The sequence below is a fragment of the Roseiterribacter gracilis genome, from assembly GCA_018332375.1.
Lineage (GTDB): Bacteria > Pseudomonadota > Alphaproteobacteria > BOG-932 > Roseiterribacteraceae > Roseiterribacter > Roseiterribacter gracilis.
This window is the reverse complement of record BOPV01000001.1, coordinates 3,743,077-3,759,679: the sequence shown is the minus strand read 5'-3', so window position 1 is coordinate 3,759,679 and position 16,603 is coordinate 3,743,077. Positions and strand designations below refer to the sequence as shown.

The 16,603-nt window shown below is 64.6% G+C and carries 17 protein-coding genes; 4 read left to right on the top strand and 13 right to left on the bottom strand.

Going from position 1 to position 16,603, the window contains the following annotated elements; all coding sequences use genetic code 11:
- Positions 1-7: 7 nt before the first annotated feature.
- The 4 genes from TMPK1_RS18705 to TMPK1_RS18690 all read left to right on the top strand — a co-directional run bounded on the left by TMPK1_RS18705 (position 8) and on the right by TMPK1_RS18690 (position 5,305).
- A complete protein-coding gene (locus TMPK1_RS18705) occupies positions 8-1,705 on the top strand; it encodes a thiamine pyrophosphate-binding protein (protein WP_420244954.1) in 1,698 nt (565 codons plus the stop codon).
- Positions 1,698-2,447 carry a 3-oxoacyl-ACP reductase family protein gene (locus TMPK1_RS18700; protein ID WP_420244953.1) on the top strand — a complete coding sequence of 250 codons (750 nt, stop codon included), beginning with the start codon at positions 1,698-1,700 and terminating at the stop codon, positions 2,445-2,447. The genes TMPK1_RS18705 and TMPK1_RS18700 overlap by 8 nt, the downstream gene beginning before the upstream one ends.
- Positions 2,444-3,661: an ATP-grasp domain-containing protein gene (locus tag TMPK1_RS18695; RefSeq protein ID WP_420244952.1), complete on the top strand. Its 1,218-nt coding sequence runs from the start codon at positions 2,444-2,446 to the stop codon at positions 3,659-3,661. Before TMPK1_RS18700 ends, TMPK1_RS18695 begins: the two co-directional genes overlap by 4 nt.
- A 93-nt stretch (positions 3,662-3,754) precedes the next feature.
- The gene (locus TMPK1_RS18690) at positions 3,755-5,305 is read left to right on the top strand and encodes a GSCFA domain-containing protein (RefSeq protein WP_420244951.1); all 1,551 of its coding nucleotides are present in this window, start codon (positions 3,755-3,757) and stop codon (positions 5,303-5,305) included.
- 1 nt (position 5,306) lies between these two features.
- On the opposite strand, the gene TMPK1_RS18685 is transcribed toward TMPK1_RS18690, so the two are convergent.
- From TMPK1_RS18685 to TMPK1_RS18625, 13 genes are read right to left on the bottom strand one after another with little or no spacing between them, the layout of a single operon-like run.
- Positions 5,307-6,572 carry a class I SAM-dependent methyltransferase gene (locus TMPK1_RS18685; protein ID WP_420244950.1) on the bottom strand — a complete coding sequence of 422 codons (1,266 nt, stop codon included), beginning with the start codon at positions 6,570-6,572 and terminating at the stop codon, positions 5,307-5,309.
- Positions 6,572-7,618, bottom strand: coding sequence for a Gfo/Idh/MocA family protein (locus tag TMPK1_RS18680; RefSeq protein ID WP_420244949.1), 1,047 nt, complete (start codon positions 7,616-7,618; stop codon positions 6,572-6,574). The genes TMPK1_RS18685 and TMPK1_RS18680 overlap by 1 nt, the downstream gene beginning before the upstream one ends.
- 10 nt (positions 7,619-7,628) lie before the next feature.
- The gene (locus TMPK1_RS18675) at positions 7,629-8,138 is read right to left on the bottom strand and encodes a WbuC family cupin fold metalloprotein (RefSeq protein ID WP_420244947.1); all 510 of its coding nucleotides are present in this window, start codon (positions 8,136-8,138) and stop codon (positions 7,629-7,631) included.
- A gap of 10 nt (positions 8,139-8,148) precedes the next feature.
- On the bottom strand, positions 8,149-8,814 hold the full coding sequence (locus TMPK1_RS18670; RefSeq protein WP_420244945.1) for a class I SAM-dependent methyltransferase: 666 nt from the start codon (positions 8,812-8,814) through the stop codon (positions 8,149-8,151).
- A 1-nt stretch (position 8,815) separates the two neighbouring features.
- Positions 8,816-9,226 carry an LIC12192 family sporadic carbohydrate cluster protein gene (locus TMPK1_RS18665; protein WP_420244944.1) on the bottom strand — a complete coding sequence of 137 codons (411 nt, stop codon included), beginning with the start codon at positions 9,224-9,226 and terminating at the stop codon, positions 8,816-8,818.
- Positions 9,219-10,043, bottom strand: coding sequence for a sporadic carbohydrate cluster 2OG-Fe(II) oxygenase (locus TMPK1_RS18660; RefSeq protein WP_420244942.1), 825 nt, complete (start codon positions 10,041-10,043; stop codon positions 9,219-9,221). The genes TMPK1_RS18665 and TMPK1_RS18660 overlap by 8 nt, the downstream gene beginning before the upstream one ends.
- On the bottom strand, positions 10,040-10,969 hold the full coding sequence (locus tag TMPK1_RS18655) for a transketolase family protein (protein WP_420244941.1): 930 nt from the start codon (positions 10,967-10,969) through the stop codon (positions 10,040-10,042). Before TMPK1_RS18655 ends, TMPK1_RS18660 begins: the two co-directional genes overlap by 4 nt.
- Entirely contained in the window at positions 10,966-11,796 is an 831-nt protein-coding gene (locus tag TMPK1_RS18650; protein WP_420244939.1) for a transketolase, read from the bottom strand. The genes TMPK1_RS18655 and TMPK1_RS18650 overlap by 4 nt, the downstream gene beginning before the upstream one ends.
- Positions 11,793-12,821: a phosphotransferase gene (locus TMPK1_RS18645; RefSeq protein WP_420244938.1), complete on the bottom strand. Its 1,029-nt coding sequence runs from the start codon at positions 12,819-12,821 to the stop codon at positions 11,793-11,795. The genes TMPK1_RS18650 and TMPK1_RS18645 overlap by 4 nt, the downstream gene beginning before the upstream one ends.
- Positions 12,814-13,440 carry a hypothetical protein gene (locus tag TMPK1_RS18640; RefSeq protein WP_420244937.1) on the bottom strand — a complete coding sequence of 209 codons (627 nt, stop codon included), beginning with the start codon at positions 13,438-13,440 and terminating at the stop codon, positions 12,814-12,816. The genes TMPK1_RS18645 and TMPK1_RS18640 overlap by 8 nt, the downstream gene beginning before the upstream one ends.
- Positions 13,437-14,450 (bottom strand): NAD-dependent epimerase/dehydratase family protein, encoded by a 1,014-nt coding sequence (locus TMPK1_RS18635; RefSeq protein ID WP_420244935.1) that lies wholly within the window; start codon positions 14,448-14,450, stop codon positions 13,437-13,439. Before TMPK1_RS18635 ends, TMPK1_RS18640 begins: the two co-directional genes overlap by 4 nt.
- Positions 14,440-15,042, bottom strand: coding sequence for an SIS domain-containing protein (locus tag TMPK1_RS18630; RefSeq protein ID WP_420244933.1), 603 nt, complete (start codon positions 15,040-15,042; stop codon positions 14,440-14,442). Before TMPK1_RS18630 ends, TMPK1_RS18635 begins: the two co-directional genes overlap by 11 nt.
- Positions 15,043-15,045: 3 nt before the next feature.
- Positions 15,046-16,602 (bottom strand): PfkB family carbohydrate kinase, encoded by a 1,557-nt coding sequence (locus TMPK1_RS18625; protein ID WP_420245689.1) that lies wholly within the window; start codon positions 16,600-16,602, stop codon positions 15,046-15,048.
- Between the last annotated feature and the right edge of the window lies 1 nt (position 16,603).

The following is a 16,603-nucleotide window of genomic DNA, read 5'->3' as shown; positions in this document are numbered from 1 at the left end:
GTATAAAATGGACAGGGTTGGAGCAGATCTCGTCGCTGAAGCGGTCGTTGCGCTCGACGCACGACCGGTTTGGCTGTTTCCCGGCGGCACGATCGCGCCCGTCATCGACGCGCTGGTGCGCCGCGACGTGCCGTATCTGTGCACGCGACACGAGCAAGCTGCCGGCTACGGCGCGATCGCGGCGACGCGCGTGCTGGGACGACCGCAAGTCGTGCTGGTTTCGTCCGGCCCCGGCGTCACCAACCTCGTCACCGCAATCGCCGACGCGTATTTCGACGGCATCCCGCTGCTGGTTCTGACCGGGCAAGTCGGCACCGGCGATCTGCGCGGCGACCGTCCGATCCGCCAGCGCGGTTTCCAAGAAGTCGACACAGTCGGCTTGCTGCGCCCGATTGCCAAGCAAGTCTTCCAGCCGCACGACGAAACCCAGCTCCGCAGCGCGCTAGCCGAAGCACTGGTGACGATCAGCAGCGGACGTCCGGGCCCGGTCGTGATCGACCTACCGATGAACGTGCAACGTGGCGTCGTCGGCGACGCACCGCTGGCGCTGACCAAGACGACCACCAAGACGCAGATCGACGCCGACACCGTCGCGGCGATCGCGCAGGCGTTGAAGCAGGCATCGCGCCCGATCGTTCTTGCGGGTGCTGGCGTCGTGACGTCGGGCGCCGAAGAAGAGCTGCGCGCGCTGATCGATCGTGCGCCGATGGCGGTAACGCAGTCGCTGCCGGCGCTGGGCGCGTTTCCCACCTCGCACGACCTGTCGCTCGGCTTTCACGGTCACACCGGCACGCAATATGCCGGCCGCGCGCTGAGCGAAGCCGATTTCATTCTCGTCGTCGGCAGCCGCCTCGATCTGCGCCAGACCGGCACGATGGTCGACAAGTTCGGCCAGAGCGCGACGGTCGCGCGGATCGAAATCGATCCCGGTGAAGGCGCCAATCCGCGTGTGCGCGTCGATCTGACGGTCCAAGCCGATGCACGTCTCGGCCTCGCCGCGCTGCGCACGGCTCTCGACGGCGCCAACCTGCCGGACTGGTCGTCGTGGCATGCGCAGATTGCGGGCTGGAAGAAGGAGTTCGCACTGCCGACCGGGCGTGCCGGCGCGTTGACGCCGCAGCGTGTCGTGGAGACCGCCGATCGCGTCACGCGCGGTCGCCGCACCATCGTCACGTCGGGCGTCGGCTCGCACCAGCAATGGGCCGCGCGCCACTTCACCTACGACCGGCCGACACGCCAATGGTCGACCTCGGCCGGACACGGCGCGATGGGATACGACCTGCCCGCCGCCGTGGGCGCACAAGTCGCTGCGCCCGACGCGCTGGTCCTGTGCTTTGTCGGCGACGGTTCGCTGCAGATGAACATTCAGGAGCTGGCGACGGTCGCCGAGCGCAAGCTGCCGCTGAAAATCATCGTGCTCGACAATCATCGCTTCGGCATCGTTTCGCAGTTCCAGAAGCTCAACTGGGGCACCGATCCGAGCTGCGGCGACAAATACAATCCCGACTTCGCCGCGATCGCCAAAGCCTATGGGCTGACCTCGTTCACCGTTGAGGCACTCGACACGTTGGAAGCGACCTTGACGCGCGCCGTCGCGACCGACGGTCCGGTGTTGGTGCACTGCCTGGTCGAGAAACACGAGGACATCTCGCCGATGCTGCTTGCCGGCCAGGGGCTCGACGCGATGTGGCATGCAGATGCCTGAGCAACGCCGTTCCGCTCTCGTTACCGGTGGCAGCCGCGGCATCGGTCGCGCAATCGCCCTGGCGCTCGCCGATCGCGGCTTTGACGTCGCGCTGACCTATGCCGCGTCGCGCGACGCGGCCGACGAGGTTGCGGCTGCCGTGCGTTCGCGCGGCGTCGCCGCGCATGCAATCGAACTGAAGCTCGAAGATCCGGCATCGATCGACGCCGCCTTTGCCGCCGCCGAGAAAGCGCTCGGCAAAATCGACGTGCTGGTCAACAACGCCGCCATCGCCGATCGCGGCGCGTTCGACGTGCTGTCGCTGGAACGCTGGGACGCGATGTACGCCGCCAATCTGCGCGCGGTCGTGCAGGCCTGTCGCCTGACTTTGCCCGGAATGACGACGCGCGGCTGGGGCCGCGTGATCAATATGTCGTCGATCGGCGGTCAGTGGGGCGGCGTGTTCCAGCCGCACTACGCGACGATGAAGGCCGCGGTGATCGGCTTGACGCGTTCGCTGGCCAAAAGCCATGGCCCGCACGGCATCACGGTCAATGCGATTTCGCCGGGCACGATCGACACCGACATGGTGGCGCCCGAACTTGCCGGCGACGGACTGGCGCGCGCGGTCGCCTCAATCCCGGCGCGTCGCATCGGCAAGCCCGAAGAGATCGCCGCGTCGGTCGTGTTTCTGGCCTCGAACGAAGCCGGCTACGTCAACGGCCAGACGATCAACGTCAATGGCGGAGCCTATTTCGGGTGACGGTGCTGTGGGCAATTGGCGCCGGTATGGAATCGGCGCCTGGACTTCGTCGCGCCAAGGCGCTCGGCTTCACCACCATCGCTGCTGACGGCAATCCCGACGCGCCGGGATTCGCCGACGTCGATCATCGCGTGGTGATGTCGACCTACGACGCCACCGGCATGGCGCAAGCAGCGCTCGACTGGCAACGCACCCACACGAAAAAGATCGACGGCGTCATCGCCATGTCGACCGACGTACCCGTCACGGTCGCCACCGTGATCGAAGCGCTGGGCCTGCCCGGCATCTCCGTCGCAAGCGCCAAACTCGCCGCCGACAAGCTGGCGATGAAAGATGCGCTGTCGGCGCATGGCGTGCGCGTGCCGTGGTACGCGCCGGTCGCCTCGGTCGACGAGCTGCGCGACATCGTGCGCCGCAAAGGCGACGACCTGGTGCTGAAACCGGTCGATGGGCGCGGTGCGCGCGGCGTACTGCGCCTGATCGGCGCGCAGGATCTCGACGATTGCTGGACACGCAGCATGAGCGTCAGCCCGTCGAAGCGCCTGATGGTCGAACGCTTCATCCCCGGCCCGCAGATCAGCACCGAAGGCATGTTGTTCGTGGACGGCGCCGAAGTCCCCGGCTTCATCGACCGCAACTACAGCGACGCGCAACGCTTCCTGCCGTTCGTGATCGAAGACGGCGGCGAACAGCCCAGCGTGCTGGCCGAAGCGTCACGCGACGCGGTCCGCAAGATTACGGTCGACGCGGCCTACGCGCTGGGCGCACGCACCGGCACGGTCAAAGGCGACATCGTTCTCGGACCAGACGGCGCAACCGTCATCGAAGTCGCGCTGCGCCTGTCGGGTGGCTGGATGTCGTCGGACCAGATCCGTCTTGGCACCGGCGTCGATTTTCTCGACGCAGCGTTGCTGCAAGCGGTCGGCCGGCCGCCATCGCGCGATGCGCTGCGAGCGACGCGCGAGGACGGTGTCGCGATCCGCTATTTCTTTCCGCCGACCGGTCGCGTGCGCGCGATCGAAGGCGTCGAACAGTTTCGCGCCGAACCTTGGGTGCATCGGCTCGAAATCGCGATCGCGCCCGGCGAAACGATCCAAGCCACCACCGATCACACCAAGCGCGCCGGCCTGGTCATCACGACCGGCGCCGATCGCGCAGAAGCGGTCGCGCGCGCCGAACAGGTGGTGCGGGACGTCCGTTTCATCCTCGACTAGCGCGCTTCTCGGCGGCGGCGCAGGGTTAAATCGCGCTTAACCGTGCGAGGCGCCAAAATGCTGCGCACGAAACCGGACACGATGACTGCCACCATGAACCAAGCAGCTACGGCACTTCATGCGGAAGCCGGCGACGACGTTGCGCGCGCCGAAAGTCTCGCAAAAGAACGGCTCGCCGCGAATCCTAACGACGCCGAAGCGCTCGAGGCGCTTGGCCTGGTGCGCGCAGCACAGGGGCGAACCGACGAGGCGGTTGAGCTCTTTCGCCAAACCGCAGCGCTTGTTCCTGGGCATCCGACCGCCGACTTGAATGCGGGCTTGTGCCTGATGCGCAGCAAGCGTTCGATCGATGCGGTTCCGTTCCTGCAGCGCGCCATCGCAATCCAGCCCAACAATGCGGCTGCGCGCCACGCCTGCTCCAAAGCTCTCATCGTTCGCGTCGCGGGCGCACGCGACCTTGCCGAGGCGCAGCTCCATCTTGGCGAAGCGGTTCGGATCGAACCGGACAATCCACATCTGTGGCGCGACTACGGCGCCGCCCTGCAATACAGCTCGCGCGAAGTTGAGTCAGAGGCGGCGCTGCGCCGTGCGCTCGAACTTGAGCCCGACAATGCCGACACGCACTATCAATACGCGCTGACGCTGACCGAACTCGAACGCGAAGACGAGGCGCTCAAGCATCTCGAGCGCGCGCTGGAGCTGGTGCCGCAGCATCGTGCCGCGCAGATCGACCGCGATCGCCTTGCTGCGCGCGGCGAGCGTCGGTCCAAGCGCAAGATGGCGCGCTATCCGCGCGCGGCGAAAGAATTCGAAGACTTCGACAAATTCGTTGCCGAATATGTTCTGGGCGGCTTCCGCGATGTGAAACCGCGCCTGTCGAACACGACGCCGGTTTTCACGCTGGGATCGTGCTTCGCGCAGAACATCGCGCGGTCGCTGGTGAAGCTGGGCGTTCCGACCGAATATCTTCGCTACGCCGAAGACATCAACAACACCTACGGCAACCGCTACTTCCTGGAATGGGTCAGCGGTACCGACCGTCCGGAAACCGAACCGTTCGACACGCTGATCGGACCGGAACGGCGGGTTCAGCTACGCGATGCAATCGCGGCAGCCGATACGGTGATCATTTCGCTGGGCGTCGCGCCGGCCTTCTTCCGTCGCGACAATGGCCGCTTTGCCTCGACCTTCGGCGCTAACTTTCAGGCTGCGCTGGCGAGCGACGAGTTCGAGTTCCGCACCACGTCAGTCGCCGAGAATGTCGGCAACCTGCAGGTGATGATCGCGGCACTGCGCACGCTCAGCCCGTCCTGCTGCGTCGTGTTGACGGTTTCGCCGGTCCCGCTCAAAGCAACGTTCGAATATCCGTCGGCCGTGATCGCCGACTGTATTTCCAAGTCGACCTTGCGCGTCGCCGCGGCAGAGCTCGACCGCACCGGCATCGCCAATCTCTATTATTGGCCGTCGTTCGAGATGGTGCGCTGGTTCGGCGGACATGCGGGCCAGCTTTTCGGGATCGACGACGGATCGCCGTTCCACATTTCGCAGTCGCATATCGACCGCATTCTTCTGTCCTTCATCCGCGTCTTCGGCAAAGGCGAGCTCGCCGCAACCGCGGAAGCAGCCGCCGCGAACGCGGCATAGATCAACCGCGTATCTCGCGCACGGTCGGCAGCGGCACGATGAACGTGCCGCCGTTCGCCAGATAGGCCTTGTTCTTTGCAATGATCGGCTCGGCATAGCGCCAGGCGAAGATCACCACCGTGCCGGGCGCGCGGGCCGCAAGTTCGTCGCTGCGGCAGACCGGAATTTCATAGTCGGGGCCGCGCAACGTCGGCGGCTTGTGCGGATCGTCGTCGACCAGAAACGCGATCTCGTCGGTCAGGTCGAATTGCGGCAGCAGCGCCGTCGTGCCGACCGACACGCCATAGCCCGCAACTTGACGGCCGGCCGCTTTCTCACGCGCGACGATCGTCGCGAGGTCGCTGCGAATTGCCGCGAGGCTGGTGGCGAGCCGGTCGAAATAGGGCTGGTCGAACATGCCTTCGGCGTGTTCGCGCGCAATCCATGCGGCGACCGACTTGTCGATCGGACGCGGTCCGTTTGCCAGTTGCGCAACGACGCGGATCGAGCCGCCCTTGGTCGCGATATGTTCGAACGCGATCGCTTCCAGCCCATGCGCCGCCAGCCAAAGCGCCGTCGGCTCGGCCAGGAAGTAGCTGAGATGCTCGTGATAGACCGTGTCGAGCAGAACGTGATCGATCACGTCGGGCCCGTACTGGGTTTCGAACACGAAGATCCCATCCGGCGCGAGCAAGGTGCGCACGCCATCGGCGACGCTGCCGAGGCCGCCGATATTGGCGATCACATTGTTGGCGATGATCGTACGCGCCGGCCCCAGCCGTTCGCGCAACCCGGCGGCAAGACGCGCATCGAAGAATTCCGGCACGGTCGGTATGCCGCGCTCGGTCGCCTGTTCGGCGACACGGCGCGCCGGATCGACGCCTTGCACGCGCATGCCGGCTTCTTTGAAGACACGCAGCAAGGTGCCGTCGTTGCTGCCCATCTCGACCACCAGGTCGTTGGGCTGCAGCCCGTATGTCTGGACGATCGTCTGCCCGTAATTGCGGAAATGGTCGGCCAGCCCCAGCGACAACGACGTCGTGTAGACATAGTCGCGATATTGCAACTCGGGATCGCCCTCGGCGCCGACCTGGACGTGGCCGCACGACGTGCATTGCCACAGGTCGAGCGGAACGCCGGCGCGCAGCTCCTCGTCGGATGCACCTGCCGCAGTTACGTCGAAGTTGGGCGTGGCGATCGGGATCGGACGCAACGGAACACGCTTCACCAGCGCGCTGCTGGCGCACATGAGGCAATGTTCGATCGTCTTGACGAGGGTCGCTGGCATCAACGTGTCTCCAGAAAGGCTGGCGCGGTGAGACGGCGCCATAAGTCGTCCGCGAACGCAACGTCGTGGACGGCATCTGCTCCAAGAGCGGGAAATTTCGCCGTGCCGCGCACGGCTGCGACGAACGATTTGCACTGGCGCGCGAATGCGCCGCCGTCGGCATCGACGGTGTGGACTTGCGTGCCTGCGGGCGACGACTCGGTCACACGCGCAGCGGCAGCCGGCAGAAACGGTGCCGGCAGGTCCAGCCGAAGCGTTCCGCCTGCGAAGACGAACGACGCGCCTTCCGACCAGGCGCTGCTGCGTCGATCGTCGCGCAGCGCGAACGCGACCGGGATGTCGGCCGCCTGCGCCGTCACTGTGACCAGCGCGCCGTCGCGCTGGGCGGTTGTGATCGCAAGCGGCGCATCCAGCATCCAGCGCACCAGATTCGTCGCATGGCTGTGGACGTTGAGCGTTTCCTCGTACGCGCCCCGCAGCGACGGCGGCAGCCAGTCTGGCGCCGCTTCCCAGGTTTCGAGTCCCGACGGGCGTGCTTCTGCGGTCATCGCGACCGTCTGCGGTTGCGCGCCGTCGATGCCGGCCTCGCTCCATACCTCGACGCGCACCAATGCCCCCCAGGCACCATCTTGCCGGCGTCGTTGCAGCAGGTCGCGCGCATGGGCGACGCCTGCATCGCTGCGCTTCATGTAGCCGGCCGCGTACAATACGCCATGCCGGATCGCGGCGTCGCGCAACCGTTCGGCGTCGGTGAGCGTCATCGCCACTGGCTTTTCCGACAGGACCGGAACGCCGGCTGCCAACGCGTCGAGCACGATCGGCCCCAGCGCTTCGCGGCGCACGACGACGACAAGCGCGTCCAATCCCTGCGCCAGCAGCGCATGATGATCGACGACTGCGCGCACGCCGTAGCGCTGCGCGACTTCGTTTGCGAGGTCGGGACGCAGATCCGCAATCGTGATGTCCAGATCGGGCAGCGCGGCGTAATGCGCGAGATGCGCGATCTGGCCGACTCTGCCGACGCCGGCAATTCCGAGGCGTAACAAGCGTGCCTGCTCAGACGGATGCGGCGCCGAGGCTGGCAACCCACGCGCGTGCCGCGGCGAGGTCGTTGCCGTCCGGCGCCCAGGTCGGGAACTCGGTATCTTCGCGCCGGAACGGACCGCCCGTGACTTCCATGAAGACGGCGAGCGGGCTTCGAATGATGATCGCGTGCCACACGCCGGGCGGGATCCGATAGTAGAACGGCGCCGATCCGCCATAGGCCGACATCGCGGTGCGCTGCCGCACCGTTCCGTCATCGGCAAAAAACAACGCGTCGATCTCGCCTTCCAGCAGCAGCAAGCTTTCGTCCTTGCCGGCATGGCGGTGCGGCCGGACATAGACGTCGGCCGTGTGCGCGATCAGCATCTCATGCACGGGAACGCTGGAATCCGGATGCGCACACAGGCGCGAACGGCCGCGTGCACCAGTTTTCGCATCCTGCCGGATCGTCGCCAGATCTTCGGCGGTCGCAATGACCAGCCGTTCGTCCGCGCCGTAGCAGTCGGGCGCAATCACTTTCATGTGCGCACCTTCATTCGAAGTAGATGAAGCCCAGGTCGCCGTCGTAGCCGGCCTGCTGCGCAATCCACGACCAGCCATCCGGATCGTGAAACGACAGGCAGGTCAGTTGCCAGTACAGCAGGTTGGCCTTCTCGCGCTCGTTGCGGAACGATTCGACCATCACATATTTGCGCGGCGAGCGGCCGACGCGCTGGATTTCGCGGAACGCCTGCGACAGGTCTGCGATGCCGAGATTGTGCAACGTGGTCAGCGACACGACGAAGTCGAAGCTTCCATCCTCGTACGGCAACGACGTCGCATTTCCGACTTTGAGGAACGGGCGCATTTCTTCTTTGGCGTTCGCGATACCGTAGGCCGAAATGTCGATCCCTTCGACGACCAGGCCGGGCACGACCTGCTGCAGCTCGTACAGCAGATAGGCTTTGCCGCAACCGACATCGAGCACGCGGTCGCCGGCGCGCAGGCCGTAATGTTCGGCCATCCGCTCGGCGATCGGCCGCCAGCGCCCGTCATAGCGATAGCCGCCATAGCCGTATTTGCGGTCGCCGTCCCAATAGTCGGCGCCGAACTGGCGCGCCACTGCGGCGCATTCTGCCTTGTCGTGCTCGACGACGCGCTGCACGTAGTCGCGCTTGGTCGAGCTGTGGAGCGGCTGCACGAAATCGATGATCGCCATGTCAGGTCTCTTTCACACCCCAAGGCGTCGCCACGGCGCGTTGCACCTGGAACCATTCTTCGACGCGCTGCACGTCGTCATAGGTCGCGATGCGCACGTCTTCGACGGCACCGTGCAGCGACTTGCCCGCTTCGATGATGCGACGGAAGATCGTTGCGCGCGCCGTGCTGGACTCCGGCAGCATGAAAACCGAATAAGCGATCACGCCCTCGACCGCGTCGAGCTCGTCGAGCACGCTTTCCAGCATCATCGAACTGCCAGGCATCGCATATTCGGTTGCGCTCAGCAGGTAGCGCAGGCCGCGACGCGCGGCATAGTCGCGAATGACGAGATTCTGCACGTGCTGCGGCGTCCGGTTGCCCAGGATCGGACGCGACGCGACATAGCCGCGATAGCCCGCCCCTTCAGCCATCGAAGCCGCCCGGCAGTTCGTAGGCGAGTCCGATACGGCTGGCCGGACGCAAGGTGATCGGTTCGAAAAACTCGCCGATCTTCTTGTCGGCATAGGGCGTGAACACGCCCTTGAAGCGGCAGTTGATGGACCAGCGCGTTTCGGTTTCGTCGTTGACGCGATTGCCGTGCGGCAAATTCTGGTTGAACAGCAGGCAATGCCCGTACGGCACTTCGAGAAAGATCACGTCCTTCTCGAAGGCGCGGTAGATGTCTTCGCTGCTCTTGCCTTTGAACGCATGTAGTTCGCGTTCGAGCCGCTTTGCCGGCTCGGGCGGCAGGATGTACATCGCCTTGGTGCCGTAGCAATTCACCAATGGCGTCCACAGCACGATTTCGAACGGCGAGTCGCCCGACCACACGTCGGCATGGACCGGCAGCAGCGAGCTGTCGTCGCCGGGCAACTGGATCGACAGATTCAGGCGGCGTTGCATCGCCAGCTCGTTGCCCGCGATCGTTTCGATCTTGCGGCGCGCGATCGAGAAATACGCCGGCCGCGCCCATGCAGCCGCGTTGAGATCGCCGATCACGCGCAGCCGAAACTCGTTCAGCCGCGCAACATCGACCACCTCGCCGATACGATCGAGAAAGTGACCATGATCGTCGGGCTGCTTCAGGTTGAGCGCCGCCGCGGCACGATCGGCCAGAAGCTGGCGAATCCGATCCAGCGCGTCGCGATCTTCGACTGGCTCGATCAGATAGCCTTCGCGCAGGAACCGGTCCGCAAGCGCCTGTTCGGCTGCGTTCCAGAACGACGGCGCTGCCGCGGCCTCGCTCACGACGCGCGTCCGCCGATCGCGGTCAGCACGGTGTCGCGAATACGCGCCGCCGTCAGCCCGTTGCTTTGCAGCAGATGTTCCTGCGAGCCGTAGCCTTCCGGAAACACATCGCCGAGCCCGATGCGCAGAACGCGTTTGGCAAGACCCGCATCCGACACACATTCCAGCACCGCGGTGCCGAGACCGCCGCTGGCGAGATGTTCTTCGACCGTAACGATCGCACGCGTCGCCGACGCGAGACGCAGCAGCGCCTCGGCGTCGAGCGGCTTGATCGTGTGCATGTGCAGAACCGCCGCGGCAACGCCGTCGGCCGCCAGCGAACGCGCCGCTTCCAGCGCGCGCGTCGTCATCACGCCGGTCGAGACGATCAGCGCGTCGGATCCCTCGGCCATCTGGATGGCGCGACCGATCTCGAATCCGTTTTCTGCGCGCGACACGACCGGGTCGCCGCCTTTGGCAAGACGGATATACATCGGGTGCGGCCAGTCGAGGCTGGCTTCCATGACGCGCACCATCTCTTCCGCATCGACCGGTGCGACGATCGTCATGTTGGGCAGCGCGCGCAGGATCGCGATGTCTTCCATCGCGAGATGTGTCGGCCCCAGCGGTGCATAGACAAGCCCGCCGCCGCTGGCGATCAACCGCGCCGGCAGATCATGCAGGCACAGATCGATCGCAACCTGCTCGAAGCAACGCCGGGTCAGGAACGTCGCGATCGTGTTGATGTACGGAACGTAGCCTTCCATCGCCAGGCCGGCCGCCATGCCGATGATGTTGGCTTCGCAGACGCCTTCCATGAAAAACCGGTCGGGAAATTCCTTCTTCATGTCGGCCAAGGTGCCGGCACCAAGATCCGATCCGATGAACAGGACGCGCGGATCCTTGCGCGCCAGTTCGTGGACCATTTTCAGCGACGTCTGTCTCATGCCTGCGTCTCCAGCGCACCGCGCATGCGTGCGACGTCTTCGACACCGATCTTGGCCTTGTGGTGCCAGCTCGGATTTTGTTCGGCGAAGCTCAGGCCTTTTCCCTTGAGCGTGTGGCAGATTACGACGACCGGCTTGCCGCTGGTCGACGGGCGCAGTGCCTCGCGCAGCGCGCCGATCGCATGTCCGTCGCATTCGCGCACTTCGAACCCGAACGCAGCCCATTTATCGGTGAGCGGTTCGATATTCAGCACGTCGCGCTTCAGCCCGTAGGATTGCAGCTTGTTGTAGTCGACGATCGCGGTGAGGTTCGAAAGCCCGTGCTTGGCGGCGCACATGGCACCTTCCCAGACCGAACCTTCGTCGAGCTCGCCGTCGCCCATCGCAACGAAGACGCGCGAGTTGCGTCCCTGCATGCGCGCCGCCAACGCCATGCCGAGACCGATCGACAGGCCGTGGCCAAGCGCACCGGTCGAGGCCTCGACGCCGGGCGTGTGGCCGCGTTCCGGGTGACCGCCCAGCATCGCGCCGGCCTTGCACTGTTCGCGCAGCTCTGAAAGCGGAAAGAAGCCCTTGTCGGCCAGCAGCGCATAGAGCGCGAGACAGCCGTGCCCTTTGCTCAGAATGAAGCGATCGCGATCGGGCCAGGTTGGCTCCTGCGGCCGCACGCGCAGCACGTCGTCATAGAGCACGCGAATGATCTCGATCAGCGACAGCGTCGAGCCGACATGCCCGCGACCGCCGCCTTCGAGCGAATCGATCACGAGCGATCGCAGATAGATCGACCGCTCATCGAGGGGCGTCCCCTCAGGTCCATTCGTATTCATACGTCCACCATAGTCGACGCCAGCATCTCGCGCACGCGGGCAAGGATGCCCTCGGCTTTCACAAGCTGACGTTCAAGGATTTCAGATTCGCCACCCAGTTCGCCGGCACGACGCCGTTGCTCCAGGCGGTCGGGCAGGAATTCGTTGAGGCAGATGCAGCACCAGCGCAGGCCGAAGATTGGCAATTGCGCCGCAAGCCGCGCGTGATAGGCGGCGTCGCCATACACCGACGCAGCCCCGCGCCGGAAGCGTTCGGCAAGAAGCGAGTCGTTCGCCAGCGAACCCGCCGGATGCCACAACGTGTCCGCGGTCAGCTTCACCGGATCGTCCCAGCCGAAATACTCGAAATCGACGAAGCCGATCCGCCCGTCGCGCAAGCGGACGGCGTTGTGCACGCCGAAGTCGGACGGCGACAGCGTCGCCTGCGTCGTGGGAATCACTGCGGCAGGATCGAGCTTCGCCGCTTCATAGGCGGCCTCTGCCGCGCGACGTGCAGCAGCCAAGGCGTGCTCGGCCGTGTCGAGGCATGCTTGCGCACGATCGAACAGACAGGGCGACATGCGCAGCCGCGCGAGCCGCGCTTCGACCTGCCCCAGCAATTCTGCAAGCGTGCGCGTCGCTTCGCGCGCATCCGGAATTGCCTGCGCGTTCGGCATGCCGCGCAGCGCGTGCAGATCGTGCAGAAACGCAAGCAGCGCATCCACGATCACGCCGTCAAAGCGCGCCAGCGGTTCGCCGTCGAGCCAACTATAAAGCGCAGCGCCTGCCGCATCGTCGCGTGCCACCGGCGTCGGAACCGTTCCCGACATGCCGTTCGCCGTAAGAAAACCCAGGCCGCCGAATTCGCGCTCGATCCGCTCGTCGCGATCGCGCCCCACCGAAGGATAGAATTTGAGCGCGAACGTGCCGGTGTCGCTCGCAATCCGAAACACGCGGTTGTTGCCGGTAACGCGCACAGGCGACCAGCCCTGCAGCGTGCCGGGCACCAACCGTTCCGCAATCGCCGCGACGTCGAGCTCAGCCATGCACACGAGTCCCGGCGAGCGCGTCGCGCAGCGCGGCCCAGCTTTGGAACGGGCGCAGGCGCGACGTGTCGACATGCCGACCGCCCGGATCGAACAGCCAGCGTTCGGTCGCGCTGGGAAAGGTCGGTTCGAGCAGAACTTCGGGCAGGTCATCGACGAAGATGCCGAGACCGAGCGCGCCGATGCGGGCCAGCTTCTCGTCGCGCGTCGCGCCGAAAAAGACGCGGTCGCGCGAAAGGCCGGTCCTGCCAGCATCGAACAAGCCGACCGTTTCCATCCAATCCAGTGCGGCGTGGCGCAGATCGACATCGTCGCCATGTCCGAACTGAGTCTTGTGACTGACCACGAACAGCTCGTGCTCGGCTGCGCACGCCGTTTCCAAAAACGGGATCACGCCGTCATACAGCTTCGCGCCCGCGATCTCGCGGCCATAGGCCCGCCCCTGCAACAACTGCCAGGCGCCATCACCGGCACCGACACGAACCGCATCACGCACCGCGCGCTTGTCGCCGGCAAAGTCCGGTGCCAACAGACCTTCCCGGGTCGCGAGACGGAGAAACAGTTCGTCGTAGCTTGCGATCGTGTTGTCGAAGTCGAGACCGATGCGCAAGACGCTCACCGAAGTGAGATGCTTTGCATCATTTTGATGTTGAAGTACCGCGGATCTTCCATCGAATTCGGCACGCGTCCGGCCGCGAACGCGTCGGCGAGATCTTCGACCGCGTTGCTGATCGTCCGGCGCGGCTGAAAGCCAAGTCGCGTCCGGATACGATCCGACGAAATATGATACGAGCGCAGGTCGTCGGTCGGCGTCGTAACGATCTCGATGCTGCGGCCGGTTGCGCGGCCGACAACGTCGCGCACCGTTTCGGCAATGTCGAGAATGCGCTGGTTTTCGTAGCCCGCATTGTAAACTTGACCGTCGATCTTCTCTTTCGGCGCAACCAGCGACGCCAGATACAGATCCGTCATGTCTTCAATATGGATGTTTGGGCGCCGTTGCGTGCCGCCGAACACTTTGATCGTTCCGTTGCAGACTGCGTGGTTGGTCAGAATGTTGACCGAAAGATCGAGGCGCAACCGGCGGCCATAGCCGCACACGGTTGCGGGACGCAGAGTCAGCGTTTCGAAACCGGGCGTGCGCTCGGCGTCCAACACTTCCTCGCACATCGCCTTGAACTTGGAATAATCGGTCAGCGGTTCGAGGGCCAAATCCTCGGTGACGTTCTCTTCTTCTTTGATACCGTAAACGCTCGACGACGAGGCATAGATGAAGCGACGCACGCCGGCGTCTTTCGACGCCTGCACCAGCGGACGGAAACAGTCGAAGTTGATCGACTTGCCGAGGCCGGGGTCGAGATCGAACGACGGGTCGTTCGAAATACACGCAAGGTGAATGACCGCGTCACAGTGCGCGACGGCGCGCTCGACCGTCGCGCGATCGCGCAGATCGCCTTTGATCTTGGTCAGGCGCGGATGGTTGTCGGCGTCGCCAAAAACATTGTCGCCGTAAATGAACAGGTCGAGCACGTTCACCGCATAGCCGGCGTCGAGCAGCTTCGGGACTAACACCGAACCGACATACCCTGCCCCGCCGGTGACGAGCACCGAGGGAAATTCAAGCGCCATTTGCTTCGTCCTTGTTTGCTTTGCCGGTCCATCCCATCGCGTAGTCGAGGATGGCGTGGCAGAGCGCGAGATGCGTGATTTCGACGAACCCGTAGGAATCGTCGGGAACATAGAGATTCACGTCGCCCAGCGCGCGCAGCGGATTGTCCGGCTGAAACCCGCTCAAGCCGACGACGTAGCAGCCGGCTTTCCGCGCCGCGGCGACGGCGTTCAGGATGCTGGCCGACCGGCCCGAGCTGCTGATCGCGATCAACATGTCGCCGGGCCGCGCATGCAGCGCGACCGGATAGGCGAACACGTTCTCGTAGCCGAGATCGTTGGCGAGACAGGTCAGTTGCGCGCCGTCGTTGAAACAGACTGCGCGAAAGCCGCCGTTCTTGGCGTAGTCGGTCGTCATGTGCGACGCGATGCCGGCGCTGCCGCCATTGCCGACGAACATGATCTTTCCGCCCGCGTCGTGCACCTGCCGCACGCGATCGACCAGCGCGCCGAGCGCGGCGTCAAGCGCCAGTTGTGTGCCGGCCGTCTGCGATGCCACGACCTTGCTCGCCATCGAGCCGAGTGTGGCGAAATATGTTTGGGTCCGGTCCATGAGCTACTTCAGCAGAGCGGTGATAAATTTCACGAGCGCCGGCTTCTCGATCGAACGGCGATGACCGACGATGCCGACTTTGATCGCGCCGGCCGCGTTGCCGACGAAACCAACCAGCGGCATCGGGCATCCAATCGCAACCAACGGTGAGGTCGCGGCCAGGAACGCGTCACCGGCGCCGACCGTATCGACCACCTGCTTGGTGAACGCTGGAATGCGATGCAGGCCGCTATCCGCGTCATAGGTCAGGCAGCCATTCTTGCCGTGCGTCACGACCATGTGCCGGCATTTCACTAGGTCCGGCAGCTTGATCGAAATCACGTCTTCGATCGGGCCGTTCTTGTCGCCGGTCGCAAGGCGGGCTTCGGGCGCATCGATGCAGACATAGTCGGCACGGCTGTATTTGCTGACCAGGTTGAAACCAAAATTCGCGCTGTTCGTCTGCGTGTTGACCGCGAGGAACTTCGACGATTTTTGCAGCTCGTCACGCACCTCGGTCGTCAACATGCCGTGGCCAAAGTCGGTGGCGATCACGCAGTCATAGGCGCCGGCATGTTTGTGCAGCGCTGCGACAAGCGCCGCATTGACCGCAGGCGGCGGCGGCGAGTCGTCCATGTGATAGACTTCGAACAACTTGCGCATGTAGCCGCTTTCGACGAAGCGGCATTTGCGCGTCGTCGGCCGACCGGGAACGCGAATGATCTCGACATCGACATTCGGCTTGGCTGCAGCACGCACGACGTCTTCGTACGGATCGTCGTCGCCGAGGCAGGTGATGACGCGGACCTGCTTGCAGAATGCCGCGACGTGATTGGCGGCTGCGATCACACCGCCGGCAAACACTTCGCGCCCCTGGAACAGGGTCGCGATCATGTTTTCCTTCGGCGCCTTGGCCATCGGATTGACGTACTGGTACTCGTCGATGATCGCATCGCCGACCAGCAGCGCCGTACGATTCTGCAGCAGATCGATCTGCTTGAGGATCGCGTCGAGCGTGCCGCCTTTGCGCTGCGTCTCGAGATAGGCCTGCAGCTCCGAGTCATAGACGCCGAGATGCTGGTTGATCAGCGACGACGAGCTGAAGGTGATGTCGTCGGTAAAGACGATGCGTCCGCCCAGCGATTCAACCAGCCGGCGTTCGGTGACGATGCCGCCGGTGATGTCGGCGCTCTCGTCGGCATAGTCGGGCCCTTTGACGTAAAAGTCGGGGCGCACCGCACGCAGCACCGGTTCTGCCGTCGGCGCGTCGTTGATTGCGACGAAGCTGACATGCGCGAGATTGGCCAGCATCTCGGCGCGCAGCGCGGCGGTGAAGACGGGACGGCCGGGGCCCTTGTTGACGAACGGATCGTTGGTCAGCGTCACGACCAGAATGTCGGCAAGCGAGCGCGCTTCCTGCAGATGCCGCACGTGACCAAGATGAACGAGGTCGAAGACGCCGTGCGCCAACGCGATCTTGCGACCGGCACGGCGCTCGCCTTCGAGAACCGCCGACAACTGGTCGAGCGTCCGGATTTTGTCGGCCGGAAGATGGAGCGAGGTGACGTTGGTTGCGGGCATG